At 47.4% G+C, this 26,804-nt stretch carries 28 protein-coding genes; 19 read left to right on the plus strand and 9 right to left on the minus strand.

Annotated elements, in window-relative coordinates:
• Nucleotides 1-378, minus strand: coding sequence for an Mth938-like domain-containing protein (locus QUE61_RS02765; protein ID WP_286307452.1), 378 nt, complete (start codon nucleotides 376-378; stop codon nucleotides 1-3).
• A gap of 84 nt (nucleotides 379-462) precedes the next feature.
• On the opposite strand from QUE61_RS02765, the gene QUE61_RS02770 reads away from it, so the two are divergent.
• From QUE61_RS02770 to moaE, 6 genes are read left to right on the plus strand one after another with little or no spacing between them, the layout of a single operon-like run.
• Nucleotides 463-1,719, plus strand: coding sequence for a pyridoxal phosphate-dependent aminotransferase (locus tag QUE61_RS02770; protein WP_286307453.1), 1,257 nt, complete (start codon nucleotides 463-465; stop codon nucleotides 1,717-1,719).
• Nucleotides 1,719-3,029 carry a homoserine dehydrogenase gene (locus QUE61_RS02775; protein ID WP_286308253.1) on the plus strand — a complete coding sequence of 437 codons (1,311 nt, stop codon included), beginning with the start codon at nucleotides 1,719-1,721 and terminating at the stop codon, nucleotides 3,027-3,029. Before QUE61_RS02770 ends, QUE61_RS02775 begins: the two co-directional genes overlap by 1 nt.
• Nucleotides 3,030-3,044: 15 nt before the next feature.
• Nucleotides 3,045-4,487, plus strand: a complete 1,443-nt coding sequence (gene thrC, locus QUE61_RS02780; protein ID WP_286307455.1) for a threonine synthase — start codon at nucleotides 3,045-3,047, stop codon at nucleotides 4,485-4,487.
• A gap of 2 nt (nucleotides 4,488-4,489) precedes the next feature.
• On the plus strand, nucleotides 4,490-5,752 hold the full coding sequence (locus QUE61_RS02785) for a molybdopterin molybdotransferase MoeA (RefSeq protein ID WP_286307457.1): 1,263 nt from the start codon (nucleotides 4,490-4,492) through the stop codon (nucleotides 5,750-5,752).
• A 9-nt stretch (nucleotides 5,753-5,761) separates the two neighbouring features.
• A complete protein-coding gene (gene moaD, locus QUE61_RS02790; RefSeq protein WP_286307459.1) occupies nucleotides 5,762-6,019 on the plus strand; it encodes a molybdopterin converting factor subunit 1 in 258 nt (85 codons plus the stop codon).
• Between the two features lies 1 nt (nucleotide 6,020).
• Complete coding sequence (gene moaE, locus QUE61_RS02795) at nucleotides 6,021-6,476, plus strand: molybdopterin synthase catalytic subunit MoaE (RefSeq protein ID WP_286307461.1); 456 nt, start codon at nucleotides 6,021-6,023, stop codon at nucleotides 6,474-6,476.
• Here the strand turns inward: moaE and QUE61_RS02800 are convergent.
• Entirely contained in the window at nucleotides 6,473-6,721 is a 249-nt protein-coding gene (locus QUE61_RS02800) for a GIY-YIG nuclease family protein (RefSeq protein ID WP_286307463.1), read from the minus strand. The genes moaE and QUE61_RS02800 overlap by 4 nt on opposite strands.
• Nucleotides 6,722-6,815: 94 nt before the next feature.
• Here QUE61_RS02800 and clpB point away from each other — a divergent pair, with 94 nt between their 5' ends.
• Together clpB and QUE61_RS02810 are read left to right on the plus strand one after the other, a co-directional pair.
• Nucleotides 6,816-9,419: an ATP-dependent chaperone ClpB gene (gene clpB, locus QUE61_RS02805; protein WP_286307468.1), complete on the plus strand. Its 2,604-nt coding sequence runs from the start codon at nucleotides 6,816-6,818 to the stop codon at nucleotides 9,417-9,419.
• Nucleotides 9,420-9,459: 40 nt separating this feature from the next.
• The gene (locus QUE61_RS02810; RefSeq protein WP_286307470.1) at nucleotides 9,460-10,707 is read left to right on the plus strand and encodes an MFS transporter; all 1,248 of its coding nucleotides are present in this window, start codon (nucleotides 9,460-9,462) and stop codon (nucleotides 10,705-10,707) included.
• Here QUE61_RS02810 and QUE61_RS02815 read toward each other — a convergent pair.
• A complete protein-coding gene (locus QUE61_RS02815) occupies nucleotides 10,700-11,542 on the minus strand; it encodes a hypothetical protein (protein WP_286307472.1) in 843 nt (280 codons plus the stop codon). The genes QUE61_RS02810 and QUE61_RS02815 overlap by 8 nt on opposite strands.
• Nucleotides 11,543-11,871: 329 nt before the next feature.
• Between QUE61_RS02815 and aceA the strand changes: the two genes are divergently transcribed.
• Nucleotides 11,872-13,170 (plus strand): isocitrate lyase, encoded by a 1,299-nt coding sequence (gene aceA / locus QUE61_RS02820; protein WP_108508039.1) that lies wholly within the window; start codon nucleotides 11,872-11,874, stop codon nucleotides 13,168-13,170.
• A 99-nt stretch (nucleotides 13,171-13,269) separates the two neighbouring features.
• Entirely contained in the window at nucleotides 13,270-13,698 is a 429-nt protein-coding gene (locus tag QUE61_RS02825; RefSeq protein WP_286307473.1) for an HIT family protein, read from the plus strand.
• Here the strand turns inward: QUE61_RS02825 and QUE61_RS02830 are convergent.
• Genes QUE61_RS02830 through QUE61_RS02855 form a run of 6 tightly spaced genes read right to left on the minus strand, consistent with a single transcriptional unit; the run spans nucleotide 13,690 to nucleotide 18,684 of the window.
• Complete coding sequence (locus tag QUE61_RS02830; RefSeq protein WP_286307474.1) at nucleotides 13,690-14,400, minus strand: class I SAM-dependent methyltransferase; 711 nt, start codon at nucleotides 14,398-14,400, stop codon at nucleotides 13,690-13,692. The genes QUE61_RS02825 and QUE61_RS02830 overlap by 9 nt on opposite strands.
• Before the next feature lie 8 nt (nucleotides 14,401-14,408).
• Nucleotides 14,409-14,831 carry a DUF1841 family protein gene (locus QUE61_RS02835; protein WP_286308255.1) on the minus strand — a complete coding sequence of 141 codons (423 nt, stop codon included), beginning with the start codon at nucleotides 14,829-14,831 and terminating at the stop codon, nucleotides 14,409-14,411.
• Entirely contained in the window at nucleotides 14,812-15,480 is a 669-nt protein-coding gene (nth, locus tag QUE61_RS02840) for an endonuclease III (protein WP_286307476.1), read from the minus strand. Before nth ends, QUE61_RS02835 begins: the two co-directional genes overlap by 20 nt.
• Nucleotides 15,477-16,157 (minus strand): electron transport complex subunit RsxB, encoded by a 681-nt coding sequence (gene rsxB / locus QUE61_RS02845; RefSeq protein ID WP_286307479.1) that lies wholly within the window; start codon nucleotides 16,155-16,157, stop codon nucleotides 15,477-15,479. Before rsxB ends, nth begins: the two co-directional genes overlap by 4 nt.
• A gap of 21 nt (nucleotides 16,158-16,178) precedes the next feature.
• Nucleotides 16,179-17,450, minus strand: a complete 1,272-nt coding sequence (locus QUE61_RS02850; RefSeq protein WP_286307480.1) for a polyhydroxyalkanoate depolymerase — start codon at nucleotides 17,448-17,450, stop codon at nucleotides 16,179-16,181.
• Between the two features lie 28 nt (nucleotides 17,451-17,478).
• Nucleotides 17,479-18,684 carry an amino acid aminotransferase gene (locus QUE61_RS02855; RefSeq protein ID WP_286307482.1) on the minus strand — a complete coding sequence of 402 codons (1,206 nt, stop codon included), beginning with the start codon at nucleotides 18,682-18,684 and terminating at the stop codon, nucleotides 17,479-17,481.
• Nucleotides 18,685-18,817: 133 nt separating this feature from the next.
• Here QUE61_RS02855 and uvrB point away from each other — a divergent pair, with 133 nt between their 5' ends.
• From uvrB to QUE61_RS02900, 9 genes are all read left to right on the plus strand, one after another.
• Nucleotides 18,818-20,980 (plus strand): excinuclease ABC subunit UvrB, encoded by a 2,163-nt coding sequence (gene uvrB / locus QUE61_RS02860; RefSeq protein WP_286307483.1) that lies wholly within the window; start codon nucleotides 18,818-18,820, stop codon nucleotides 20,978-20,980.
• Between the two features lie 149 nt (nucleotides 20,981-21,129).
• Nucleotides 21,130-21,699: a Fe-S cluster assembly transcriptional regulator IscR gene (iscR, locus tag QUE61_RS02865; RefSeq protein ID WP_286307485.1), complete on the plus strand. Its 570-nt coding sequence runs from the start codon at nucleotides 21,130-21,132 to the stop codon at nucleotides 21,697-21,699.
• Between the two features lie 2 nt (nucleotides 21,700-21,701).
• Nucleotides 21,702-22,961, plus strand: coding sequence for an IscS subfamily cysteine desulfurase (locus tag QUE61_RS02870; RefSeq protein ID WP_286307487.1), 1,260 nt, complete (start codon nucleotides 21,702-21,704; stop codon nucleotides 22,959-22,961).
• A 33-nt stretch (nucleotides 22,962-22,994) separates the two neighbouring features.
• On the plus strand, nucleotides 22,995-23,381 hold the full coding sequence (gene iscU / locus QUE61_RS02875) for a Fe-S cluster assembly scaffold IscU (RefSeq protein ID WP_215371770.1): 387 nt from the start codon (nucleotides 22,995-22,997) through the stop codon (nucleotides 23,379-23,381).
• A gap of 8 nt (nucleotides 23,382-23,389) precedes the next feature.
• Complete coding sequence (gene iscA / locus QUE61_RS02880) at nucleotides 23,390-23,713, plus strand: iron-sulfur cluster assembly protein IscA (RefSeq protein ID WP_286225825.1); 324 nt, start codon at nucleotides 23,390-23,392, stop codon at nucleotides 23,711-23,713.
• Complete coding sequence (gene hscB / locus QUE61_RS02885; protein WP_286307489.1) at nucleotides 23,679-24,215, plus strand: Fe-S protein assembly co-chaperone HscB; 537 nt, start codon at nucleotides 23,679-23,681, stop codon at nucleotides 24,213-24,215. Before iscA ends, hscB begins: the two co-directional genes overlap by 35 nt.
• A gap of 11 nt (nucleotides 24,216-24,226) precedes the next feature.
• Complete coding sequence (hscA, locus tag QUE61_RS02890) at nucleotides 24,227-26,089, plus strand: Fe-S protein assembly chaperone HscA (protein WP_286307491.1); 1,863 nt, start codon at nucleotides 24,227-24,229, stop codon at nucleotides 26,087-26,089.
• A gap of 17 nt (nucleotides 26,090-26,106) precedes the next feature.
• Nucleotides 26,107-26,445, plus strand: a complete 339-nt coding sequence (fdx, locus tag QUE61_RS02895; RefSeq protein WP_108508053.1) for an ISC system 2Fe-2S type ferredoxin — start codon at nucleotides 26,107-26,109, stop codon at nucleotides 26,443-26,445.
• A gap of 11 nt (nucleotides 26,446-26,456) precedes the next feature.
• Complete coding sequence (locus QUE61_RS02900; RefSeq protein WP_286307494.1) at nucleotides 26,457-26,804, plus strand: HNH endonuclease; 348 nt, start codon at nucleotides 26,457-26,459, stop codon at nucleotides 26,802-26,804.

The following is a 26,804-nucleotide window of genomic DNA, read 5'->3' on the forward strand; positions in this document are numbered from 1 at the left end:
CTAATTTTTCTCCAGGATGATGGCGGCAAGCACTTTGCGCCCCTCGCCCATCAAAATGTTGTAGGTTCGGCATGCTGCTTGGGAATCCATCATTTCAAAACCAATTTTGGCCTTAATCAGCGGTTGCAGAATTTGGGGGTTCAGAAACACCTGTCTCTTACCGGTGCCCACAATCACCAACTCGGGTTGCAGGGCGCCAATCATCGAGAAATGATCTTCCGTGAGCTCGCGGCTTTCTTCAACTGGCCACGCTATCACTACGTTATCTGGCTGAACGATCAGGGCGTGCGAATACGGGGTTTTATTGACCTCAATAAAGCCAATTCCGTAGCCGGTAATCGTATTTTGGCTAGATTGTGGGTCAGAATGTAACTTCACGCTGAGGCTCTGTCATAATTGAGGGATTATAGCTAGCAAATTATCCCTAAATTTCAATGGCTTAACCCTGTAGAAGATCCGATTGTGAAACCCATACAAAAGTCCGACAAACTAAACAACGTCTGCTACGACATTCGTGGCCCTGTCCTAGAGCTTGCACAACGCATGGAGGAGGAGGGGCACAAGATCATCAAGCTCAATATTGGTAATGTCGGTGTGTTCGGCTTTGATCCCCCGGAAGAAATCCAGCTCGACATGATTCGCAATCTGGGAAATGCGTCTGCTTATTCGGATTCCAAAGGGATTTTTGCAGCCCGCAAAGCCATCATGCAGTACTGCCAAGAAAAGGGTATCGAGGGCGTTACCTTAGATGATATTTACACCGGCAATGGGGCATCTGAACTAATTGTTCTGGCGATGAATGCACTCTTGAACAATGGCGATGAGGTGTTGGTACCAGCACCCGATTACCCGCTATGGACTGCGGCCGTCTCATTATCAGGTGGGACTCCGCATCATTATTTGTGTGATGAGTCGAAGGATTGGCAACCCGACTTAAACGATATTCGCTCCAAGATTACGCCGCGCACCAAGGCCATCGTGGTGATTAATCCCAATAATCCAACGGGTGCTTTGTATTCCAAAGAGGTATTGCTGGAAATCATTGCGGTTGCACGTCAGCATAATTTGATTCTGTTTGTCGATGAGATCTACGACAAGATGCTCTTTGATGGTGCGAAGCATATTTCGTTGGCATCGTTATCGACCGACGTGGTCACCATTACCTTCAATGGTTTGTCAAAGAACTACCGCTCCTGTGGTTACCGCTCTGGCTGGATGGTTGTTTCTGGCGATAAGGCGATGGTTGCCGATTACATTGAGGGTTTAAATATGCTGTCCTCGATGCGGCTTTGCGCCAATGTTCCAGGGCAATATGCGATTCAAACGGCATTAGGCGGCTACCAAAGTATTAATGATTTGGTTGCCAAGGATGGTCGTTTAACTCGTCAACGTGACTTGGCCTATAAGCTCATGAGTGAGATTCCTGGGGTTAGTGTCGCTAAACCGAAGGCAGCTTTATATCTGTTTCCGAAGCTCGATCCGCAGATGTATCCGATTAAAGACGATCAACAATTTATTGCCGATCTCCTCAAAGAGGAAAAAGTTCTTCTGGTGCAGGGCACGGGTTTTAATTGGCCCAAACCAGATCATTTCCGGATTACCTTCTTGCCCCATGAAGATACCTTGCGTGAGGCCATCAAGCGGATCGCTCACTTTCTTGAGCGTTATCGCACGAAACACGCAACCAATTCGGTCGCCGCAACCACAGTAAAAGCATGATGAAACCTATTCAAGTTGGACTTCTTGGCATTGGTACCGTTGGCAGCGGAGTCTTTACCGTTCTCGCTCGTAATCAAGAAGAGATTCAGCGGCGCGCAGGTCGCGGCATTCGGATTCATACGGTGGCAGATTTAAATACCCAGCGGGCTCAAGAGCTTGTGCAGGGCCATGCCGAGGTGGTTAATGACGCACGAAAGGTGATTCAGAACCCCGAGATTGATATTGTGGTCGAGCTGATTGGCGGCTATGGCATTGCTAAGGACTTGGTTCTTGAGGCAATTGCACACGGAAAACATGTGGTGACTGCCAACAAAGCATTGATTGCTGTGCATGGCAATGAAATCTTTAAAGCGGCGCATGCCAAAGGAGTGATGGTGGCATTTGAGGCTGCTGTCGCTGGCGGGATCCCCATCATTAAGGCGTTGCGTGAGGGCTTGAGTGCCAATCGGATCGAATGGATTGCTGGGATCATTAATGGCACCACTAACTTCATCTTGTCAGAAATGCGCGACAAGGGTTTGGACTTTAATACGGTATTAAAAGAGGCGCAACGCTTGGGCTACGCTGAGGCGGATCCAACCTTCGATATTGAAGGAATTGATGCAGCCCATAAAGCAACCATCATGAGTGCCATCGCCTTTGGGGTGCCGATGCAATTTTCGCAAGCACATGTTGAAGGAATTACCAAGCTATCCGCTATCGACATTCGGTATGCTGAGCAATTGGGCTATCGCATTAAGCTTTTAGGGATTACCAAGAAAACCCCGAGTGGAATTGAGTTACGCGTTCACCCGACTCTGGTCCCCGCGAAGCGTTTGTTGGCTAATGTTGAAGGCGCGATGAATGCAGTACAAGTTTTTGGTGATGCCGTAGGCACCACTCTCTATTACGGCAAAGGCGCTGGTTCGGAGCCAACCGCTTCAGCCGTGATTGCCGATTTAGTTGATGTCACGCGTTTACAAACGGCCGATCCTGAAAATCGGGTACCCCATTTGGCGTTTCAGCCTGATGCTCTGCAAAATACCCCAATCCTGCCGATCGCAGAAGTAACGACGAGTTATTACTTGCGCTTAGCAGTTGCTGATCAAGCTGGCGTTTTAGCCGATATCACACGGATCTTGGCTGCGCATGGCGTATCCATCGATGCACTGTTACAAAAAGAGGCCGCGGAAGGGGAGAGTCAGACCGACCTCGTGATCTTGACCCATGAGACCAAAGAAAAGAATATGACCGCCGCTTTGCTGGAGATGCAAGATCTCAAAACAGTGATCGGTGAAATTGTGAAAATTCGTCTTGAAAATCTTTCCTAGACCCAGTTTTTACATATGCGTTATCAATCCACTCGAGGCGCAAGCCCAGAACAAACTTTTCAGGGAATCTTATTAGGGGGCTTGGCACCTGATGGGGGTTTATATTTACCAACTCACTATCCCCAAGTAACCAAAGCGCAGTTGGATTCTTGGAGGGGTCTGTCTTACCCTGACTTAGCATTTGAAATTATTCGGTTGTATTGCGACGATATTCCCGCTGATGACTTAAAAGTCTTGCTTCACAAGACCTACACTCCGCAGGTCTATTGCAATGGTCGTCCCACTGACGCAGCAAGTGACATTACCCCGGTGCATTGGTTGGGTCAGGAGCAGGGAGCACAGTTAGGGCTCTTGAGTTTATCGAATGGCCCAACCCTTGCCTTTAAAGACATGGCCATGCAGTTATTGGGCAATCTCTTTGAGTACGCATTAAAGCGTGCCAAGCAAGATCTCAATATTTTGGGGGCTACTTCTGGCGATACTGGAAGTGCTGCTGAGTACGCCATGCGAGGCAAAGAGGGTATTAAAGTATTTATGCTGTCGCCGCGTGGCAAGATGAGCCCGTTCCAGTCGGCACAAATGTATTCCTTGCAAGATCCTAATATTTTTAATCTGGCCGTTGATGGGGTGTTTGATGATTGCCAGGATATCGTTAAAGCGGTTAGTAATGATTTGGAGTTCAAAGCCAAATATCGAATTGGGACAGTGAACTCAATTAATTGGGGACGTGTTTTAGCGCAGGTGGTGTATTACTTTCAGGGCTACTTGTTAGCAACTGCGTCGAGTGAGGAAAAAATCTCCTATGCGGTGCCATCTGGTAATTTCGGAAACGTTTGCGCAGGACATATTGCCCGGATGATGGGTTTACCGATTGCGCAATTAGTAGTTGCAACCAATGAAAACGACGTGTTGGACGAGTTCTTTAAAACAGGTGTTTACCGAGCACGAAAATCAGCAGAGACTTTGCATACCTCAAGCCCGTCGATGGATATTTCTAAGGCCAGCAATTTTGAGCGTTTTATTTTTGATCTACTTGGTCGAGATGGTAAGCGCACCGCTCAATTATTTAAACAAGTCGAGACGGAGGGTGGATTTGATTTATCGAATGATCCGGCATTTAAAACCATCTCTTTATTTGGATTTGTCTCTGGTCGAAGTACCCATCAAAATCGTCTAGAGACGATTTGCGATATTGATCAGCGCTACGGAGTCATGATTGATACCCATACTGCCGATGGAATTAAAGTGGCGCGCGAGCATTTGCAAGAAGGGATTCCGATGTTGGTGCTTGAGACCGCCTTACCAATTAAGTTTGAAGAGACGATTCAAGAGGCATTGGGTCGTCCGGCAGATTGCCCAGCCGCATTTCAGGATATTAAAAATAAGCCACAGCGTGTGACGAATGTGCCGGCTAGCACCTCGACGGTAAAAATCTTTATCCAAGATCACGTTCATTGATCATGGCTATCAGCCCATCCCCAGTCTCTAGTAATAAACCACCGCTGCTGAGTGCAGCCGACGCTTTGTCGCATCTACTGAAGAACCCTGTGCCCGTTGAGGCCCAAGAGTTAGTGCCAACCCAAGAAGCGCTCGGGCGGGTGCTTGCTAAGGATATTGTGAGTACAGTTGATGTGCCCCCCTTGGATAACACGTCGATGGATGGTTACGCGCTAGCTACTCAGGATATTTCGGAGCCAGGCGTGATCTTAAAAGTGGATCAACGTATTCCGGCAGGATCGGTCGGTGAGCCGCTCAAGCCCAAGACGATTGCTAGGATCTTCACTGGTGCGCCGATACCACCAGGGGCAGATGCGGTTGTGATGCAAGAAGATTGTGTACCTCAGGCTCAATCGGATTTGGTGCAAATTAACACCATCCCTAATGCAGGGCAGTGGATTCGTCGACGCGGCGAGGATTTGAGTGTCGGAAAAGTCGCTTTATCGGCTGGTACCGTTTTGAGACCTCAACACCTGGGCGTTGCTGCCTCTGCTGGTTATGCACTGCTACCTGTCAAGCGTAAGGTGAAGGTGGCAGCTTTTTTTACGGGCGACGAACTGTCCTTACCCGGCGAACCTTTAAAGCCCGGCGGTATTTATAACTCGAACCGGGATACCTTATTGGGTCTCATTCGGAGCATGGGATGCGTTGGGACAGATTACGGGATTGTTCCCGATCGATTGGAGTCAACCCGGCAAGCCTTACGGACTGCCAGCGAAGATCATGATCTGATTATTACGTCGGGTGGGGTGTCGGTCGGGGAAGAGGATCACATTAAGCCAGCCGTTCATGCGGAAGGTCGATTGGATTTGTGGCAGATTGGCATTAAGCCAGGTAAACCACTGGCATTTGGGGCGGTTCGCAAACAAAATCAGGCAAATCACGAAGCATGGTTTATTGGCCTTCCGGGCAATCCAGTATCAAGCTTTGTGACCTTCATTCTATTTGTTCGCCCATTTATCTTAAAACTTCAAGGGCGATCCGATTTAACGCCACCATCTTTTCAGGTGAGAGCGGATTTTGATTGGTTAAAGCCAGATCGTCGTAATGAGTTTTTGCGAGTCAAAATGAACGCAGAAGGTGGCCTTGACCTGTTTCCCAATCAGAGCTCGGGTGTCCTGACGAGCGCAGCTTGGGGGGATGGCTTGATTGATTGCCCTGCGGGACAGGGATTTAAAAAGGGTGATATGGTTCGGTATATCCCCTTTAGCGGACTACTTTACTAATCCATCGCCATGAAACTGCATCTACGTTTTTTTGCCTCGATTCGGGAGGGCTTAGGTGTGTCGCAAGAAGAGATTGTGATTCCCGACTCGGTCAAAACTATTGCAGATCTTCGCGCTTTCTTAACGATGCGAGGTGCGCCATGGTCCGATGTATTGTCTATAGACCGAGTGTTGCGCTGCGCCCTCAATCAGCAAATGGTCGGTGCGGACACCACTCTATTAGAGGGTGCTGAGATTGCTTTCTTTCCTCCAGTAACAGGAGGCTAAGATGCCAGTTCGTATTCAAGAGCAGGATTTTGATCTAACGACTGAAATCGCCAATTTACGCAGTGGTGACGGTACCGTTGGCGCAGTCGCTATTTTTGTTGGCACGGTTCGAGATTTAAATGAGGGTACTGCTGTACGGCAAATGACTTTGGAGCATTATCCGGGAATGACTGAAGTAGCCTTACAGTCAATTATTGATCAGGCCAAGGGTCGCTGGGATCTTCATCAAGCACTAATTATTCATCGGGTCGGCCCCTTGCAACCGCTCGATCAGATTGTGCTGGTGGCCGTCACCAGCGCTCATCGCGGAGAGGCCTTTGCCGCATGCGAGTTCATCATGGACTACCTAAAGACGCAGGCACCATTTTGGAAGAAAGAAGACACCCCAAATGGTGCGCGCTGGGTTGATGCTCGCATTTCAGACGATGAGGCTTTGGCCCGCTGGACTAAAAACTAGGACTGACTACCAAAGAATGTTCTTTTTTGTGAGCGCGGCAGACGCTTAACAGCACTTTCTGCTTTAGATGCGCCCGAGCGGTCAGGATAGGTCTTTACTTCTAGCAACTTCACCGGCCCTCGTCCGCGCGTATAGCGTGCACCAACCCCTTGGTTATGCGCGACGATCCGCTCCTCAAGTCTATTGGTAATGCCTGCGTAGTAGCTACCATCGGCGCATTCGAGTAAGTAAAGGTACCAAGCCATCGCACGTTGCATTGAAATAAAAAACTTGAATAATGGGGTTTTACCCCCATATTCTAAGTAGACTTATTAATTAGTAAATAAATTCATTTAAATCATGCGGATAGATAAATTAACCACTAAATTCCAAGAAGCATTAGGGGATGCACAAAGTCTTGCCCTAAGTAACGATAACCAGTTCATTGAGCCCGAGCATTTGCTCCTTGCTATGCTGCGCCAGCAAGATGGAGGGGCGCGTAGCTTACTAACCCGCGCTGGTACTAATGTTGCCGGCCTTGAAAAAGCGGCCGAGGCAATGATTGCCAAATTGCCTCAGGTGCAGGGTACCGGAGGTGATGTTCAGATTGGCCGAACTTTATTAAGCTGGCTCAATCAAACTGAAAAAGAAGCAAGTAAGCGCGGCGATCAATATATTGCGGGTGAGTTATTCCTATTGGTTTTGGCAGACGATAAAGGTGAGCTTGGCAAAGCAGCTCGTGAGAATGGTCTGAGCCGCAAGGCCTTGGAGGCCGCAATTGACTTAGTTCGTGGTGGGGAGTCGGTGAGTTCAGCCGATGCTGAAGGGCAGCGCGAGGCTCTAAAGAAATACACCCTTGATCTAACCGAGCGCGCTAGACTTGGCAAGCTCGATCCGGTGATCGGGCGGGATGACGAGATCCGTCGCGCGATTCAGATACTTCAGCGGCGTAGCAAAAACAACCCAGTCTTAATTGGTGAGCCGGGGGTCGGTAAGACCGCCATCGTTGAAGGTCTTGCGCAGCGTATTGTGAATGGTGAGGTACCTGAAACCTTAAAAGACAAGCGCGTCCTGGTCTTGGATATGGCTCTATTGCTAGCGGGTGCCAAGTATCGTGGCGAGTTTGAAGAACGCTTAAAAGCCGTTCTTAATGATGTGGCAAAAGACGAAGGCCGCACCATTATGTTTATTGATGAAATCCACACGATGGTTGGGGCCGGCAAGGCCGATGGAGCGATGGATGCGGGCAATATGTTAAAGCCCGCACTGGCGCGGGGTGAGCTCCACTGTATTGGTGCCACCACGCTGGATGAGTATCGTAAATACATTGAAAAAGATGCCGCTCTAGAGCGTCGCTTCCAAAAAGTGATGGTTGATGAGCCAAGTGTTGAGGCAACGATTGCAATTCTGCGTGGCTTACAAGAGAAATATGAACTGCATCACGGCATTGAGATTACCGATCCAGCGATTGTGGCCGCGGCTGAGCTTTCTCACCGCTATATTACTGACCGGTTTTTACCCGATAAGGCGATTGATTTAATCGATGAAGCAGGCTCTCGCATCAAAATGGAAATTGATTCAAAGCCTGAGGTGATGGATAAATTGGATCGTCGTCTGATCCAGCTAAAGATTGAGCGTGAAGCGGTCAAGAAAGAGAAGGACGATGCTTCTAAGAAACGCCTAGACCTCATTGAAGAGGAAATCACCCGTTTGGGTGCTGAGTATGCCGACCTTGAAGAAATTTGGAAGGCAGAAAAGGGTGCAGCTTTGGGTGCTGCTTCCGTGAAGGAAGAGATTGAACGCGTTAAAGCAGAAATTACAAAGCTGCAGCGTGAGGGTAAGCTCGAGAAGGTAGCTGAACTTCAATACGGTAAATTGCCTGAGCTCGAGCAAAAGCTGAAGTCAGCGGCCGCTGCTGAAGCAAAAGCAGAGCAAAACGATACTAGCCGGCCAAAATTACTTCGTACGCAAGTTGGTGCCGAAGAGATTGCTGAGGTGGTCTCGCGCGCCACTGGTATCCCTGTTTCCAAAATGATGCAAGGTGAGCGTGACAAGCTCTTAAAGATGGAAGAGCATTTGCACGAACGCGTAGTGGGGCAAGATGAAGCCATCCGGGCGGTCTCGGATGCGATTCGTCGCTCGCGTGCCGGTCTTTCTGAAGAAAATAAACCCTATGGCTCATTTATGTTCTTAGGGCCTACTGGTGTTGGCAAAACGGAGCTTTGCAAAGCATTGGCTGAGTTTTTGTTTGATAGTGATGACCGACTCATCCGTATTGATATGAGTGAGTTCATGGAAAAACACAGTGTCGCTCGCTTAATTGGCGCACCTCCTGGATATGTTGGCTATGAGGAGGGTGGTTATCTTACCGAGCAGGTGCGTCGCAAACCTTATAGTGTGATTTTGTTTGATGAGATCGAAAAAGCGCATCCTGATGTGTTTAATGTTTTGCTGCAGGTATTAGATGATGGACGCTTAACCGACGGTCAGGGTCGTACGGTTGATTTTAAAAATACCGTGATTGTGATGACCAGTAACATTGGTTCCCATTTGATCCAGTCCATGACAGGCAAAAATCAAGCCGAGGTGAAAGAAGCAGTTTTTGGCGAACTTAAGAATCACTTCCGTCCTGAGTTCTTAAACCGGGTCGATGAGATTGTGGTATTCCATGGACTTGATCAAAAGAACATTGCCTCAATTGCAAAAATCCTCTTGCAAAACCTCTCCGAGCGCTTAGCGCGTCTTGATATGCAGTTGGATATTAGTGATGCAGCGTTGAATAAATTAGCCGAGGTTGGTTTTGACCCCGTTTTTGGAGCTAGACCACTCAAGCGAGCGATTCAGCAACACATTGAAAATCCGGTGTCGAAGATGATTTTGGAGGGTAAATTTGGCCCACAGGATGTGATTCCGGTGGATGTGGATAAAAAAGGCGATTTCAGCTTTTCGCGTCTCGTGCATTAAGCATTTTGGAGGATTGGGCGACTGGCGCTAAACTAGTGCCATGTCGCTTGCCCAAGGCAGTTTTTACTCCAGTGATAATCGTACGATTGGCTTGATTAGCCTCGCGCACGGTACATCTCATTTTTACCATTTAGTTCTTCCCCCACTATTTCCTTGGCTCAAGATTGAATTCGGCTTGTCATATGCCGAGCTTGGTTTGTTGATGACCGTGTTTTTTGTGGTCTCATGCATCGTGCAAGCATCTTCTGGTTTTCTAGTCGATCATAAAGGCGCGCGCCCAGTCTTATTCGCTGGGATTGGATTATTGGCCTTATCGGCAGTGACCTATGCTGTGAGTTCAAGCTATTTAGGATTAATGATCGGTGCGATTTTGATGGGGTGTGGTAACGGTGTTTTTCATCCAGTTGATTACACACTCATTAACCATAAGATTTCACCAAAACGACTGCCCTATGCGTATTCCTTCCATGGGGTCACCGGTTATCTAGGCTGGGCTCTAGCCCCAGTTTTTATGGTGGCTATCGCGGAGCTTGCAAACTGGCGCACAGCGATGATGGCAGCAGCCATCTTGGCGATATCGGTTCTGATATTACTTTGGTTTAACCGTGACTTGTTAACCGATGATGCAAAAGAGCGTCAAGCTAGCAATTTAGCAAATGCGCGTAAGGATGACCCAAGCCATACCCCCTTGGGAACCTTTGATTTCTTAAAGTTGCCTGCTGTTTGGTTATGCTGGCTTTTCTTCTTCTTTAGCATGGTGGCCATGTCGGGTATTCAATCGTTTGCCCCTAGTGCCTTGTTTAAGACCTATGAAATCTCGGTTGCCTCCGGAAACTTTTTTCTAACTCTGTTAGCCCTTGGTACTGCAGGCGGTATGCTGTTGGGTGGCTATTTGGCAAGTCGTTTTGCTGCGCCAGAACGCACGGTCGTGATCTGTTTATTTGTTAGTGCACTCATGTCGGTAATTATTGGTGCAGAGTTGGTGTCGGCCGCCTTGATTCCAAGTTTGTTTGTTGTGATTGGTATTGGCTTAGGTATCGCTGCACCATCACGCGATTTAATGATTCGGTCAGCAACGCCGCAAGGCGCCTCTGGTCGAGTCTATGGCATTGTCTACTCAGGCATCGATCTTGGTGCCTCAGTCGGTCCCCTCGCCTTTGGTATTTTGCTCGATGCTGGTAGACCCAATTGGCTTTTCTTAGGTGTTGCCTTTATTCAATGCTTGATTATTTTTACGGCATTCAAAGTTGCCAGCAAAACTCCAACTCGACAAGCTCAGTCTATTTAATTTCACTGTTTTTTGAAGTTCCGGTCAGAATAATTTCGCGAATAGTCTGCATTACTTCCAATTCTTTGCCTCTAAAACCATGTTCAGTAAATGCATTACAGGGATTACCTTGAAAATTACTACCTCCAAAAACAGTAATTAAAGGAACCCCATACTTATCACTAATGGATTTTGCGCCAGACCATGTTGTTAAATAGCAAGGATCATCTTTATGATGAATAAAGAATTGAGGAGCCCCTGATTTTTTATAGTCAAAATTAATTAATTCGCGATACGAATTTCTCGCATAAGGTTCCGTAATCGCTGCCGTATGAATTGCGCCAGTGTATGCTCTTGGAGCATATGTTGGCATAAAAGATGATGATATGGTTCCCATACTAGTGCCAACTAGCCACACCTCTTGAATGGTTGGATACCTTTTTTTAACCTCATTTATTAATTTTTGGACATGTGCTTGACGCTCATTACTTGCCTGATAGCTACTTGAACAGACATCACCACTTTCAGATTGGCAATCAATAGTGAGAATTGCGATTGATTCATCAGCAAGATGACGTCTTGATCGAATTAAAAAATTTCCACTGAGTTTTGTGCTGATCATTACTCCATTTTCAACAACTGGCCTAAAGACGGAGGGATAGCCCGGTATCAATACAGCCAATCTCGGGTGATTTTTAGAACCGCTTTTAATTGAAAATAATCCGGTTTGTTTTGCATCCTTATCCAGGTCAACTGTGATTAGTTCTTCTTGTAAACCGTCTGATGCATTAGGCAGCTGTTGTGCGTTACTCGTGTTTGAGAGTAAAAGTAGAGCAATCAATAGGGCACGGAACATTGTGTTTCTTGCGAAGTGAATTGATAGAAGGATCTTAATACGCAATAAGGGGTGGTTTATTATTTTCGTATTATGAAATCAATCTTTCATATGATAAAAAATAGAACTTAAGTTGGAACCCTAAAAATTTCATTTTCTAATTCAACGTTTCGTATGATAAAAATTTACCTATAAGTAATTGAATAAATTGATTTAATTTATTTGTTGAATCAAAGTCATTTTTGCCATTATTGATAAGTTACTTTCTAAACTCTTGTATAAGACATAAGAGTTTTGGCTTATCAGGCCCTCGTCGATATCTATTTTTATCGTGAATGAAGGAGAGCAATATGGTGACTCGTAAAGCAGAAGCAGCAATTATTCAGAAAGATTGGGATACCAATCCACGTTGGCAAGGGGTAAAGCGTGGCTACACCGCAGAAGATGTCGTTCGTCTTCGTGGTTCTGTTCGCCCGGAGTACACCTTGGCGAAACAGGGTGCCGAGAAATTATGGAATTTAGTGAATAACGAAGCCTATGTAAATTGCTTGGGGGCATTGACCGGTGGTCAAGCCATGCAGCAAGTGAAGGCAGGCGTTAAAGCAATCTATTTGTCAGGCTGGCAAGTAGCTGCTGATAACAATACCTATGCAGCAATGTATCCTGATCAATCCCTCTATCCAGTGGATTCAGTACCTAAGGTGGTTGAGCGGATTAATAATACCTTTGAGCGCGCAGACCAAATTCAGTGGTCTAAAGGAATCAATCCAGGCGATCCTGGCTACATCGATTACTTTGCACCAATCGTTGCCGATGCTGAAGCAGGCTTTGGTGGGGTTCTGAATGCTTACGAATTAAGTAAGGCATTAATTAAAAATGGCGCAGCCGGCGTGCACTTTGAAGATCAATTGTCATCCGTTAAAAAATGCGGACATTTAGGTGGCAAGGTACTATTGCCGACTCAAGAGTCTGTGCAAAAATTAATTGCTGCTCGCTTAGCTGCTGATGTCATGGGTGTGCCAACCATAATTTTGGCGAGAACTGATGCTGAGGCTGCTGACCTATTAACCTCGGATTACGATGAAAACGATAAACCGTTCTTAACAGGCGAGAGAACCCCTGAAGGTTTCTATAAAACTCGCAAAGGTCTAGGACAGGCGATTTCTCGTGGTTTGGCGTATGCAGAATATGCCGATATGGTCTGGTGTGAGACTGGTACTCCGGATTTGGATTTTGCGAAGAAGTTTGCTGAAGCCATTCGTGAGAAGTTCCCCGGAAAAATGTTGGCCTACAACTGCTCGCCGTCCTTTAACTGGAAGAAGAACTTAGACGATGCAACGATTGCTAAGTTCCAGCGCGAGTTAGGTGCGATGGGTTATAAGTACCAGTTCATCACCTTGGCCGGTATCCACTCGATGTGGTACAACATGTATGACCTTTCACAAGACTACGTCAAGCGCGGTATGACAGCCTATGTTGAGAAGGTTCAAGAGCCAGAGTTTGCAGCGCGCGATCGGGGCTATACCTTTGTTTCCCATCAGCAAGAGGTTGGTACTGGCTACTTCGATGACGTTACGACCGTGATTCAAGGGGGTAAATCATCGGTAACTGCCTTGACTGGATCGACCGAAGAAGAGCAATTTCATTAATCATTTATCCGCCTAATCGGCGGCTAATGCAGTTATGGCAGGCGCCTGAAGCATCCCAAAAGGGTGACTTAGGCGCCTTTCTGTTTTACAGTAGTAACTATGAATCATTGCATTCTTTGCCAAGACGAGGGCGGACATCTAGTGTGGCGCGGCGATGATGCGCGCGTTGTTCTGGTTGATGATCCCAATTTGCCTGGCTTTTGTCGAGTGATTTGGAATCGACATGTTGCTGAGATGAGTGAGTTATCTCGAGTTGAGCGTGAAATCTTGCTAGCCTTAGTCGATGTAGTTGAGTTTGCCGTCCGCCGCGTCATGCGGCCCCAAAAAATAAACTTAGCATCATTGGGTAATCAAGTCCCGCATCTTCATTGGCATGTGATTCCCCGTTTTGCCGATGACCCATACTTTCCAGATTCAATTTGGTCGCCAAGACAACGCGATACGGCTGACACTGTGCTGAAGTCGCGACGTGAGCTTGCTAAGGGGATACCCGAGGCGATCCGATCCGGTATTGCCGACTTAGCTTAAGCGTTGATAGGCCCGGGCTTGATGAAAACCGTGGGCATCCAGTAAAGCTTCCTGATGAAAGCCTGCTTGGCGAGCAAGCGATTGATATTCAGAGGGACTCAAAGGAAAGTCATTGCCTCGCACATGCTCAGCAATACGGGTGCGCTCGATGGAGTTGATCGCCACCCAGTCCTTTTCAACCATGAATAAATATTGATCGAGATAATTATTTCGACTTTGCCCATCATTACGCATCACATCGATCAACACAAACGACCCTGAGTGTTTTAAGACCCGAAAGCATTCTTTAAAAAGAGCCAATTTGGATTGATCGGTCAAATGATGAATGGCATAACTTGAAAATACCAGATCAAGTGTTCTGCCTGGTATTTGCCCAAGTTGCTCGAGCATATCCAAGCAATTTAATTCCAATTGCGAGGACCAGGGCGCCAAATTAGCTTTAGCAAGCTGCAGTGCTGGTTGGGATAGATCGCATGCTATGTAGCGTGAGATTTGATTATTCTTAAAAAGTGCTTGACTGAGCGAGGCGTCTCCACAACCAAGATCTACTAGAGACAGTGGTTGATCAATTGATTGAATTAGCTGTTGACTTGCATGAACTAATTCGTGATGAAACATGTAGTTATGCTCAAGTAGTTTTTGATAGGTTGCCCAATTGGAACGAAATAAAGTAATTGGGTCGGATTCGGCTGCCTGATTCATTGCGTAAGCTAGATTAATTTTCGGATGGAATCAATGTATGCTACCGCATCTAAAGCTTGACCGTTACGCTGCGATTCCCAAAGCGCACGCCCTAAGCATTCCATGATTTGATGCTGGGCTTCATGCTCTGAATCTAATTTACGACTAAGTTGCTCAGCGACTAATTTAATTCCTGGGGGCTGATCAATTGAAATTTGCTCACTAATCGATAGGTGCATGGATAAATGCAAAAAAGGGTTGGTTTGCCCTTGTTCGGGCGTGAATTCATGAGAGAGCACTTCGTTGCTTGTCAAAATAGCGTGATACTCAGGGTGAAGCTTGATCCATGAGCAGGCCATCATCTCAAGGGGCGTTAATACACCCCCGGTTAACTGTTTTTGCCACGCTCCGCAAAAAAATTGTCGAACCTCATCACGACTTGGGTTGAACAGTGCCACGTATTTTTCCTTGATTGGTTTTATATCGATAGGAGCATAAAGGCTCGACGATGCACTGCGCACATTCCGGATTGCGAGCTTTGCATACATAGCGGCCATGCAAAATCAGCCAATGATGGGCATCCATGAGGTAGTCCTTGGGGATGCGTTTCATGAGTTTGTTTTCAACTTCAAGGACATTGTTACCAGGGGCAAGACCTGTGCGATTCGATACTCGGAAAATATGGGTATCCACTGCAATTGTTGGTTCGCCAAATGCCGTATTGAGGATGACATTGGCAGTTTTGCGTCCAACGCCAGGAAGTGCCTCAAGGTCAGATCGGTTTCTGGGCACTTCACCGCCATGGCGCTCAAGTAAGATTTGGCAGGTCTCCTGCAAATGTTTGCCTTTTGTTCGATACAGTCCAATATGTTGAATGTAAGGACGCACCCCTTCTTCACCAAGCGCCAGGATGGCTTTGGGAGTATTGGCGACTGCGAACAACTGGCGAGTTCCCTTATTCACCGACACATCGGTTGCTTGCGCAGATAGTAAGACCGCAGTTAATAGTTCGAACGGTGAGCTGTATTCGAGTTCGGTAGTCGGCTTGGGATTATTTGCCTTCAATTGCTCAAAAAAGGCAATGCGCTGCTCCAGATTCATGATGTTGATGAGCCCGATTGCTTGACTCGCGCAATCGCTGCAGCAATAATCGCTCGTTTTCGTTCGATTTCATCGAGTTGCGCTTGGCTTGTGGCTTGATTCTGATCCAATGCGGCCAATTTCGCTTTGGCTTTAGTGGCCAATCGCTCCTGTTGGTCATGCTCCTCACGTTCCAATCGATTTAAATGCGACTCATAGCGAGCTCTCGCAAGATCGGCTTGGGCGGGTGACCAGGCATTCCAGCCGGTCTGCTTACCCGTTACATTCAGCATGTGAATGCAATCCACTGGGCAGGGGGCAACGCATAAATCACAGCCGGTACACCACTCAGGAAGAACGGTATGCATTTGTTTTGACGCGCCAACGATCGCATCGACCGGGCATGCCTGGATACACAGCGTGCAGCCAATGCAGGCTTGCGGATCAATCCAAGCGACTGGACGTGGCCGTTCAACTCCGCACTCTGGATCAATCGTGCGAGTTTCTTCATTTAATCGGTAATTCAGGATTTGGCTAAGACGAATGATTCCTTGTACACCGCCCGGGGGGCAGCGATTAGGTTTCTCGCCCTCAGCGAGCGCCTCTGCGTAACCGCGGCAATCGGGATAGCCGCACTTAGTACACTGTGTTTGCGGAAGTGCGTCTTCGAGTAGGTCGGCCAGCTTGGGTGAGGGCATGGACTTTAAATCCGATGCAATTTAATTCGCGTCTTGATTGCTGGGGTTCGATGAGTGGTGAGCGCGAATAAATTGTTGGATACGAGGATAGACCTTATTACGCCAGCGACTTCCAGAAAAAATACCGTAATGTCCAGCACCGCTCACTTCGTAATGCTCTTTCCTCGACTCCTCGATTCCCTTACATAATTTATGGGCCGCACGCGTTTGACCGCTCCCCGAAATATCATCCATCTCGCCCTCAATCGTGAGCAAGGCAGATCTTTGAATATCTTGCGGCTTAACGAGCTCACTACGAATCATCCAAGTCCCATTGGGTAGCGCATAGTCTTTGAAGACGGTACGAATAGTATCTAAATAATAGTGGGCATCCATATCTAGCACTGCGTTGTATTCATCATAAAAGCGGATATGGGCTTGTGCATCTTGTTCGTCGCCCCGAACCAAGTTTTGAAAATAATCCCAGTGGGATTGAAGATGATTACTTGGGTTCATAGCAATAAAACCCATGTGCTGCAAGAACCCCGGATAAACTCGTCGTCCGACTCCGGGGTGGGGTGGAGGTACATTGTGAATCGTATTCGCCTCAAACCACTCAATCGATTTACTCATCGCCAGAGAGTTCACCGCGGTTGGTGATTTACGGGCGTCAATTGGGCCGCCCATCATGACCAGAGAGCGGGGCGTGTTTTCACCACGCGAAGCCATCAGAGAGACGGCACCCAGTACTGGTACGGTTGGTTGGCACACCGATATCACATGCAAGTTTTCAGCGCCAATGTGGCGAATGAAATCTTCAATGTATTGAACGTAATCATCTAAACTAAAGACACCCTGATCATTTGGAACCATCCGGGCATCGATCCAATCAGTAATGTAGACCTTATGATCTTGTAACATGGTGCGGACGGTATCACGCAATAAGGTCGAGTGATGACCCGAGAGCGGGGCAACAATTAAAACGATCGGGTCTTGCTTCATCTTCGAGATGACTTCAACATCATCTGAAAAACGCTTAAAGCGCACCAAATTACAAAAGGGCTTGGCTAGAGCAGTCAGTTCTTGGACAACAACCTCTTTGCCGTGTGCTTTGACACAGCGAATTCCAAATTCGGGTTTTTTATAGTCTTTGCCAAGACGGTGTAACAGTTCATAACTCGCTGCTAGACGCTCAGCACCTGGCACCAAAGAGAGTGGGTTCGCGGGATTGACAAAAGTCTCAGCGGTCGTTTTTGCCCACTCCGTTAAGGGTTGCAATAATGCTTTTTGGAAATCGTAGATTTGATAAAGCATCGAATACTCTCCAGAACCCGCAAAGATTCTATTTTGACATGAGAACCCGGGCAATGGCCTGAGCGACCCGATCTATATTTTTGGTATTTAGGGCGGCAACACAAATTCGTCCTGTGGATAGGGCATAAATGCCATCCTGTTCTTGCAGTTTGGCGACTTGGTCAGAAGTCAACCCTGAGTAGGAGAACATTCCCCGCTGCGCCTCAATAAATGAAAAGTCTTGCGATACACCAGCTGCTGCCAGCTTCCCTTTTAAACCCTGGCGCATGGATTTAATTCGATCGCGCATCTGGGCTAGCTCATCCTCCCACATTTGACGCAGTTTAGGAGAGTTGAGAACCGTCGCCACAATCGCAGCACCATGGGTTGGCGGGTTTGAGTAATTGGTTCGAATCACACGTTTGAGTTGAGAAAGTACGCGGGTGGATTCCTCTTTGCTTTGTGTCACGATAGACAGGGCGCCAACGCGCTCACCATATAAAGAGAAGGATTTGGAGAAAGAGCTTGATACAAAGAACGACATTCCTGAATCAGCAAACATGCGCACAGCAGCGCCATCTTCCTCAATGCCGTCTGCAAAACCTTGGTAGGCAATATCAAGAAATGGAATTAGCTGTTTTTGTTGGCAAATCGAAATAATGGTTTGCCATTGATCTTTGGTGAGATCTGCCCCCGTTGGATTGTGGCAGCACGCGTGCAGGATGACTAGGGTTTTCGCAGGAAAAGACTCGAGCGACTTCACCATGCCATCAAAGTCTACGCCCCGTGTTTTTGGGTCAAAGTAGGTGTATTCCAAAACGTCGTATCCGGCAGCCTCAAAAATACCGCGATGGTTTTCCCAGCTTGGGGAGCTAATTGCTGCTTTTGCAGTAGGTTCAAGACGTTTTACAAAATCTCCACCGACGCGGAGGGCCCCGGTGCCACCAAGGCACTCTGCAGTGACCACTCGCCCAGCCTGAATCAATGCCGAGTCTTTGCCAAAAAGTAAGTTCTGGACTGCTGAGTTGTAGGGATTGGGTCCTTCAATCGGAATGTAGGCGCGCGGCGCTTCTTTGGCAACGACTTCTTTCTCGGCCTCAAGGACAGCGCGTAATAGTGGAACTTTGCCTTCATCGGTGTAGTAAACCCCCACCCCTAAATTAACTTTGTTTGGTCTTTGGTCGGCGTTATAAGCCTCGGTCAGGCCAAAAATTGGATCTTTGGGAGCAAGCTGGACGGAAGAAAACAGATTCATGGTGGAAATATCGATTAGTTGTTGTAAATCAGGCCCTTAGAGGCGGTTGGTGTAAATGGAATAAAAACGGCAAAATTGAAAATTATTTATAAATTGCTAGATAGTTCATCCCTAGCCGTAAATGATAGCCGAGATGCCAAAGCTCACCCCAAAATCAACCAGCAAAAAAAAGAATCTAGATACAGTCGTTTTTACCGATTCGACTGGAGTTGCAGAGGATATTGCTCTAAAGATTGAGCAGGCAGCGACTCTCGATGAGTCGAAGTTTGTTTCTTTTCCCAATTCACCATATCAACTCTATCAACCATTTCCTCCGGCCGGTGATCAACCGGCTGCGATTGATCAGTTGTGCGAAGGACTCGAGGATGGATTGTTATTTCAAACTCTGTTGGGGGTTACGGGTTCGGGCAAAACGTTCACGATGGCCAATGTCATTGCGAGGATGGGGCGACCGGCGATTATCTTTGCACCCAATAAAACACTTGCAGCACAGTTGTACTCTGAGTTTCGGGAATTTTTCCCCAGAAATGCGGTTGAATATTTTGTGAGTTATTACGACTACTATCAGCCCGAAGCCTACGTTCCTCAGCGCGACTTATTTATCGAAAAAGACTCATCGATTAATGAGCATATTGAGCAGATGCGTTTATCCGCTACGAAAAGTTTATTAGAACGTCGAGATGTGGTGATCGTGGCTACCGTATCGGCCATTTATGGCATTGGTAATCCAGGCGATTATCACAGCATGGTCTTGACCTTACGTCCTGGTGATAAATTAAGTCAACGGGATATTGTGACGCGACTCATTTCAATGCAGTATGAGCGCAATGAAATGGACTTTCAGCGAGGCATTTTTCGGGTCCGCGGCGATACGATCGATATTTTCCCAGCAGAGCATAACGAGCTGGCGATTCGGGTTGAGCTATTTGATGACCAGGTTGAATCACTCCATTTCTTTGACCCCTTAACCGGAAAGATTAAGCAGAAATTACCCCGTTTTACGGTCTATCCAAGTTCGCATTATGTGACCCCAAGAGAAACGGTTTTAAAAGCCATTGAAACCATTAAAGCCGAGTTACGGGAACGCTTAGATGAGTTTGTCAAAGGCAATAAATTAGTCGAGGCGCAGCGTTTAGAGCAGCGTACCCGATTTGACCTTGAGATGCTCGCGGAACTTGGGTTTTGCAAAGGGATTGAAAACTATTCACGTCATTTATCAGGTGCGAAACCGGGTGAAGCGCCACCGACTTTAGTCGATTATCTGCCTGATGACGCACTGATGTTCTTGGATGAGAGCCATGTTTTGATTGGGCAGCTCAATGGGATGTACAACGGGGACCGCTCTCGCAAGCACACCTTGGTGGAGTACGGCTTTCGTTTGCCATCAGCAATGGATAATCGCCCACTGAAATTTCCAGAATTTGAGACCAAGATGCGTCAAGCAATTTTTGTCTCAGCAACCCCAGCCGATTATGAAAATCAAAAAACGGGCCAAGTCGTTGAGCAAGTCGTGCGTCCCACAGGTCTGGTCGATCCTGAAATTGAGGTTCTACCTGCCAGCTCTCAGGTGGATGATTTACTGGGTCAAATTCATGAGCGTGTGAAAGCGGGTGAGCGTGTGTTAGTCACAGTGCTTACTAAGCGCATGGCCGAGCAATTAACAGAATATTTGGCTGATAACGGCGTCAAAGTACGCTATGTTCACTCGGATATTGATACGGTCGAGCGTGTCGAAATTATTCGTGATTTACGTTTAGGTGTTTTCGATGTATTAGTAGGTATCAATTTATTGCGCGAGGGTCTTGATATCCCCGAGGTATCGCTTGTCGCAATCTTGGATGCGGATAAAGAGGGATTTTTACGAGCAGAGCGGAGTTTGATTCAGACCATTGGAAGAGCGGCGCGAAATGTTCATGGCAAAGCGATTTTGTATGCCGACAAAATAACGGACTCGATGAAAAGAGCGATGGGGGAAACTGAGCGTCGCAGAAATAAGCAAATTGCGTTTAACTTGAAGCATGGTATTAAGCCGAAAGGGGTACAAAAACGGATTAAAGACATTATTGATGGCGTCTACGATGTTCAAGAAAAGCGCGTAGAGTTGCAAGTTGCTCAGCGTAAGGCGCAATACGAGATGATGAGTGAGCGTGAGTTGGCAAATGAGATTAGCCGCCTTGAGAAGCAAATGATGGCTGAGGCTAAAAATCTCGAGTTTGAGAAGGCTGCCGCGACTCGAGACCAGATTGCTAAAATTAAAGAGTTGGCATTCGGTGCGCTGGCAAAAGATTCAATATAAATCAAGCGCTTACCCTTTCATATCCCCACATGACCCCTATGGCTTATTCCTGATAAAAATACTCGGGAATATGTTATACTTGACCAGAATTGTCAGGTATTACCCCTCTGGCAATGGCTGTCCATATCAACCCACAACCAAGGTGATTTATGAGACTTACTACTAAAGGTCGTTTTGCTGTAACCGCGATGATTGATTTAGCCCTGCGTGAAGCGCATGGCCCCGTAACCCTTGCTGGAATTAGTCAGCGCCAGAAGATTTCTCTGTCGTATTTGGAGCAACTCTTTGGAAAATTGCGTCGCTTCAACATTGTTGAAAGCACACGCGGTCCAGGCGGAGGCTATACCTTAGCTCGTAAAGCCGAGGAGGTCAGTGTGGCCGACATTATTGTGGCTGTAGATGAGCCTTTAGATGCAACCCAGTGCGGTGGCAAGGGAAATTGCCATAGCGAGGAAGACACTCATAGTCGCTGTATGACCCATGATTTATGGACCAATTTGAACGCCAAGATGGTTGAATATTTAGATTCAGTTACCTTACGCGATTTGGTGAAGCAGCAAGAAAGCCGCGGAGTGGTGATTGCTGATATGCGCGAGAAAAAAGTGCGTGTTGAGCCTGCGAAGTTGAAAAAGCCCGCAGTTACTGCAGTTGCTAAAAAAGAAGAGGCTCCTAAGCGGCCCTTAATTAATTCAGTATTCAATTTAGCAAGACAAGGTTAAGTATGAACGCTCCACTAAAGGCAGCATTGCAACCCGTTTCGATTTATAGCCCGAAGCATTTCCCGGTCTATATGGATTACTCGGCCACGACGCCGATTGATCAGCGCGTGGTTGACAAAATGCTGCCATATTTGCGGGAGCAGTTTGGTAATGCGGCCTCCCGTAGCCACGCATTTGGATGGGCGGCTGAAGAAGCCGTCGAAGAGGCGCGGGTTGAGGTGGCTAAATTAGTTCATGCTGATCCCCGTGAGATCGTATGGACGAGTGGTGCGACCGAGAGCATTAACTTGGCCCTCAAGGGTGCAGCTCATTTTTATAAAGAAAAAGGCAAGCACATCATTACGGTAAAGACCGAGCACAAAGCGACGCTTGACACCTGCCGCGAGCTCGAGCGCGAGGGATATGACGTTACTTACCTCGACGTCATGGAAAACGGCCTAATTGATTTTGCTCAGTTTGAAGCCGCTATGCGTCCAGACACCATCTTGGCATCGGTGATGTATGTCAATAACGAAATTGGAGTGATTCAAGACATTCCACGACTTGGCGAATTGTGCCGCTCGCGCGGAGTTATTTTTCATGTGGATGCTGCGCAAGCAACCGGCAAGGTTGAGATTGACTTAGAAAAGCTCAAAGTCGATCTGATGAGTTTCTCAGCACATAAGACCTATGGCCCCAAAGGGATTGGTGCTCTATATGTGCGACGCAAGCCCCGAGTGCGAATTGAAGCGCAGATTCATGGCGGTGGTCACGAGCGCGGAATGCGTTCGGGAACTTTACCTGTTCACCAAATTGTTGGCATGGGTGAGGCATTCCGGATTGCTCGGATTGAGATGACTGATGAAGCCGCGCGGATTCGCAAATTGCGTGATCGTTTGTTAGCTGGTCTAAAAGACATTGAAGAGGTTTATGTCAATGGCGATATGGACCAACGTGTTGCCCATAACCTCAATATCAGTTTTAACTATGTTGAAGGTGAATCGATGCTGATGGCATTAAAAGACATTGCAATCTCTTCTGGATCTGCATGCACCTCAGCATCTCTAGAGCCTTCTTATGTGTTACGTGCCTTGGGGCGTAACGATGAGCTTGCCCATAGCTCGATTCGTTTTACGATTGGTCGCTTTACCACTGAAGAAGAAGTTGACTTCACGATTGCTTTGGTCAAAGACAAGATTGCAAAATTGCGGGAACTTTCTCCCTTATGGGAAATGTACAAAGACGGCATTGATCTCAATACGATTCAATGGGCTGCTCATTAGTGATGTTGGTTGTTCTAAACGAGGTAAATTGAAATGGCATATAGCGATAAAGTAATTGATCATTATGAAAATCCCCGAAACGTTGGCTCCTTTGCCAAGGGTGATGAGCAGGTTGGCACCGGAATGGTTGGTGCGCCCGCATGTGGCGACGTGATGAAATTGCAAATTCGCGTGAATGATCATGGTGTCATTGAGGATGCGAAATTCAAGACCTATGGTTGCGGTTCTGCGATTGCATCCTCCTCATTGGTGACCGAATGGGTAAAAGGTAAAACGCTTGATCAAGCCTTGGAGATTAAGAATTCCCAAATTGCTCAAGAGTTGTCGTTGCCACCCGTGAAAATTCATTGTTCGATCTTAGCTGAAGATGCCATCAAGGCAGCAGTAAAAGATTACAAAGACAAGCATCCTGTTAAATAAAAACTACTATGCCCATTACCCTGACTGAAAAGGCCGCTAACCACGTCAACCGTAGTTTGCAAAAACGCGGTAAAGGCTGTGGTTTGCGTTTGGGCGTGCGTACCACTGGCTGCTCAGGCCTTGCCTATCAATTGGAATATGTTGATGAGGCCGCTCCAGAAGATCAAGTATTTGAATCTCATGGCATCAAGATTTTTGTTGATCCAAAGAGCCTGACCTATATCGACGGCACCGAGCTTGATTTTGTCCGCGAGGGCTTAAATGAAGGATTTAAGTTTCAGAATCCCAATGTGAAAGATGAGTGTGGTTGTGGCGAATCTTTCCGCGTCTGACAACTACTTCACTTTTTTTGGCCTTACCCCCCGATTCGTATTTGATACGTCGGCTTTGGACCAAGCCTATTTAGCAATTCAAAAAGAAGTACACCCCGATCGTCACGCCTCGGGATCTGATGCCGAGCAACGCTTGGCGATGCAAATGGCGACTTATGCCAATGGCGCGTATCGAACCCTCAAAGACCCCATCGCGCGCGGCCTCTACCTCTGCCAGCTCCAGGGCGTTGAAGCTGATCTCGAGACTAATACTGCAATGCCAGCCCAGTTTCTCATGAAGCAAATGGAGTGGCGCGAAGCTTTGGATGACCATGCCGATGATTTGGAGGCTCTGGAGCAACTTGCAACTGAGGTTGAAGCCTCTCGTAGCGATTCATTACGGCAGCTTACCAATGCATTTGAGCAGTCCTCTTATTCCAAAGCGGTCGATATCTTGCGTGGCTTACTGTTTATCAACAAATTTGCTACTGAGCTCGATGATGCAATCGCGCAACTGGTCTAAGACAAACAAATATGGCTCTACTACAAATTGCTGAACCTGGAATGGCATTGGCGCCCCATGAGCGCAAGGTGGCCATTGGAATCGATTTAGGAACGACGAACTCCTTGGTTGCGGTCGTTCGTGATGCCTTACCAAAAGTCTTAACGGATGCTGCTGGTCAGGCTCTATTTCCCTCGGTAATTCGGTATTTGCCAAATGGCAGAACGCAGGGTGGATTTGAGGCTTTGACTCACGTGATTGAGGATCCAAAAAATACGATTGTCTCGGTAAAGCGTTTCATGGGACGCGGGTTAAACGATTTTTCGAGTCACGATTTCCCCTACACGTTCATCGATGAGCCGGGCATGGTTAAGTTACGAACTGCTGCAGGGGATAAAAGCCCGGTGGAGGTGAGCGCAGAGATCTTGGCGCGATTACGACAGTTAGCCGAAGATTCCGTACAAGATGAAATCGTCGGCGCAGTCATCACAGTGCCTGCTTACTTTGATGATGCCCAACGTCAGGCCACGAAAGACGCTGCTAAGCTTGCCGGACTCCATGTCCTGCGGCTATTAAACGAACCTACAGCAGCTGCGATTGCGTATGGCCTAGATAATGCCTCAGAAGGTATTTATGCCGTCTATGATCTTGGCGGCGGAACCTTTGATATTTCGATTCTACGAATGAGTAAGGGCGTGTTTGAAGTTTTATCCACCGGTGGAGATTCTGCCTTGGGTGGTGATGACTTTGATCGATCAGTGTATGACTGGGTTATTGAAGAAGCTAAGCTGATAAACCTTGAGCCTAAGGATCAGCGGGCGCTACTGAGCGCAGCCAAGCGCGCCAAAGAAGAGTTAAGTAATGTGACCGAGACCTCTATTGAGCTCACGCTCATGAACGGACAGTCCATTTCCCTAATTCTGACTCGCGATACGTTCGGATCGCTTACAAAGCCATTGGTGGATAAGACCATGGTTTCAGTTCGTAAAGCACTGCGTGACGCTCAACTCCAAGTGGGTGACGTGAAGGGTGTCGTGATGGTTGGCGGTGCTACGCGTATGCCGCAAGTCCAAGTAGCGGTTGGGGCATTTTTTAAGACCCAGCCCTTAAATAACCTTGACCCCGATCAGGTGGTTGCCCTTGGTGCGGCGATGCAGGCCGATCTTCTAGCAGGCAATCAAAGCAAGAATAATGAGTGGTTATTGCTTGATGTTATCCCGCTATCCCTTGGTTTGGAAACCATGGGTGGACTCGTAGAAAAAATTATTCCGCGCAATACGCCCATTCCCGTCGCTAGGGCGCAAGATTTCACGACTTTTAAAGATGGTCAGACCGGCCTATCTCTCCACATTGTGCAGGGGGAGCGCGAGGTCGTCGATGCTTGCCGATCCCTAGGGCGATTTGAGCTCAAGGGCATTCCTCCAATGGCTGCTGGTGCTGCGCGGATTCGTGTTACGTTCCAGGTCGACGCAGATGGACTTTTATCGGTACATGCGATCGAGCAAAGTTCTGGGGTTCAAGCATCCATTGAAATCAAACCCTCCTATGGACTCAGTGATTCAGAGATTGCTCGCATGCTGCAAGATGGATTCCAGGCCGCTGGGGATGATATGCGCGCTCGCGCATTACGTGAGGAGCAGGTGGAGGCAAGGCGCTTATTAGAGGCAGTAACTGCAGCACTGCAGGAGGATGGTGATCTATTAACCGATGTCGAGCGAGCCCTGATTCGTAAGGAAATGGCTCAGTTGCAGGCACTTTTAGAATCGGAAACAAGCAGTGATGTGTTGCGTAAAGCGATTGAAAAAGCTGCGAAGACCACCGATCCGTTTGCTGAAAAGCGCATGAATGCGAGTATTCAGCGTGCATTGACTGGAAAAAATGTTGCTGAAATTTAACTATCGAGATAAATGTAATGACCCAAATTGTTGTGTTGCCACACTCTGAGTATTGCCCCGATGGTGCAGTGATTGAAGCTGAGCCAGGGACTAGTATTTGTGAGACCTTGCTTGCTAATGATATTGAAATTGAACATGCGTGCGATATGGTGTGCGCTTGCACCACATGTCATGTCATTGTGCGCGAGGGCTTTGCAAGTCTTAATGAGCCTGATGAAAATGAAGAGGATATGCTCGATCGCGCCTGGGGTCTGTCGCCTCAGTCCCGTCTGTCGTGTCAAGCCATTGTTGCTAAAACAGATTTAGTGATTGAAATCCCCAAGTATTCAATCAATCATGCTAAAGAAAATCATTAGTTCTCAAATCTATGTTGGGTCGAATTCGCCAAAAGCAAATTGATTCAATCGAAGCGCCATCAGTCACCCCTAATCCGATTATTTGTCCGATTTGTGAGCGCGAGATTCCTTCTGCACAAATGGATGCGCATCATCTGATTCCACGCTCTAAGGGTGGCAGGGAAACACAGTATTTGCATCGGATCTGCCATCGTCAGATCCACGCTTTATTTACCGAGACCGAATTAGCAAGACGTTTGAACTCGGCAGAAGCGATTCGCCAACATCCGCAGATGCAACGCTTCATTGAGTGGGTGAAAAATAAGCCAGATGGCTTTTATGAGCGAGTTGCTAAAAGCTCTCGCTTAAAAGAGCATTAG

It is taken from the genome of Polynucleobacter sp. HIN5 (assembly GCF_030297555.1).
Taxonomy (GTDB): Bacteria; Pseudomonadota; Gammaproteobacteria; order Burkholderiales; family Burkholderiaceae; genus Polynucleobacter.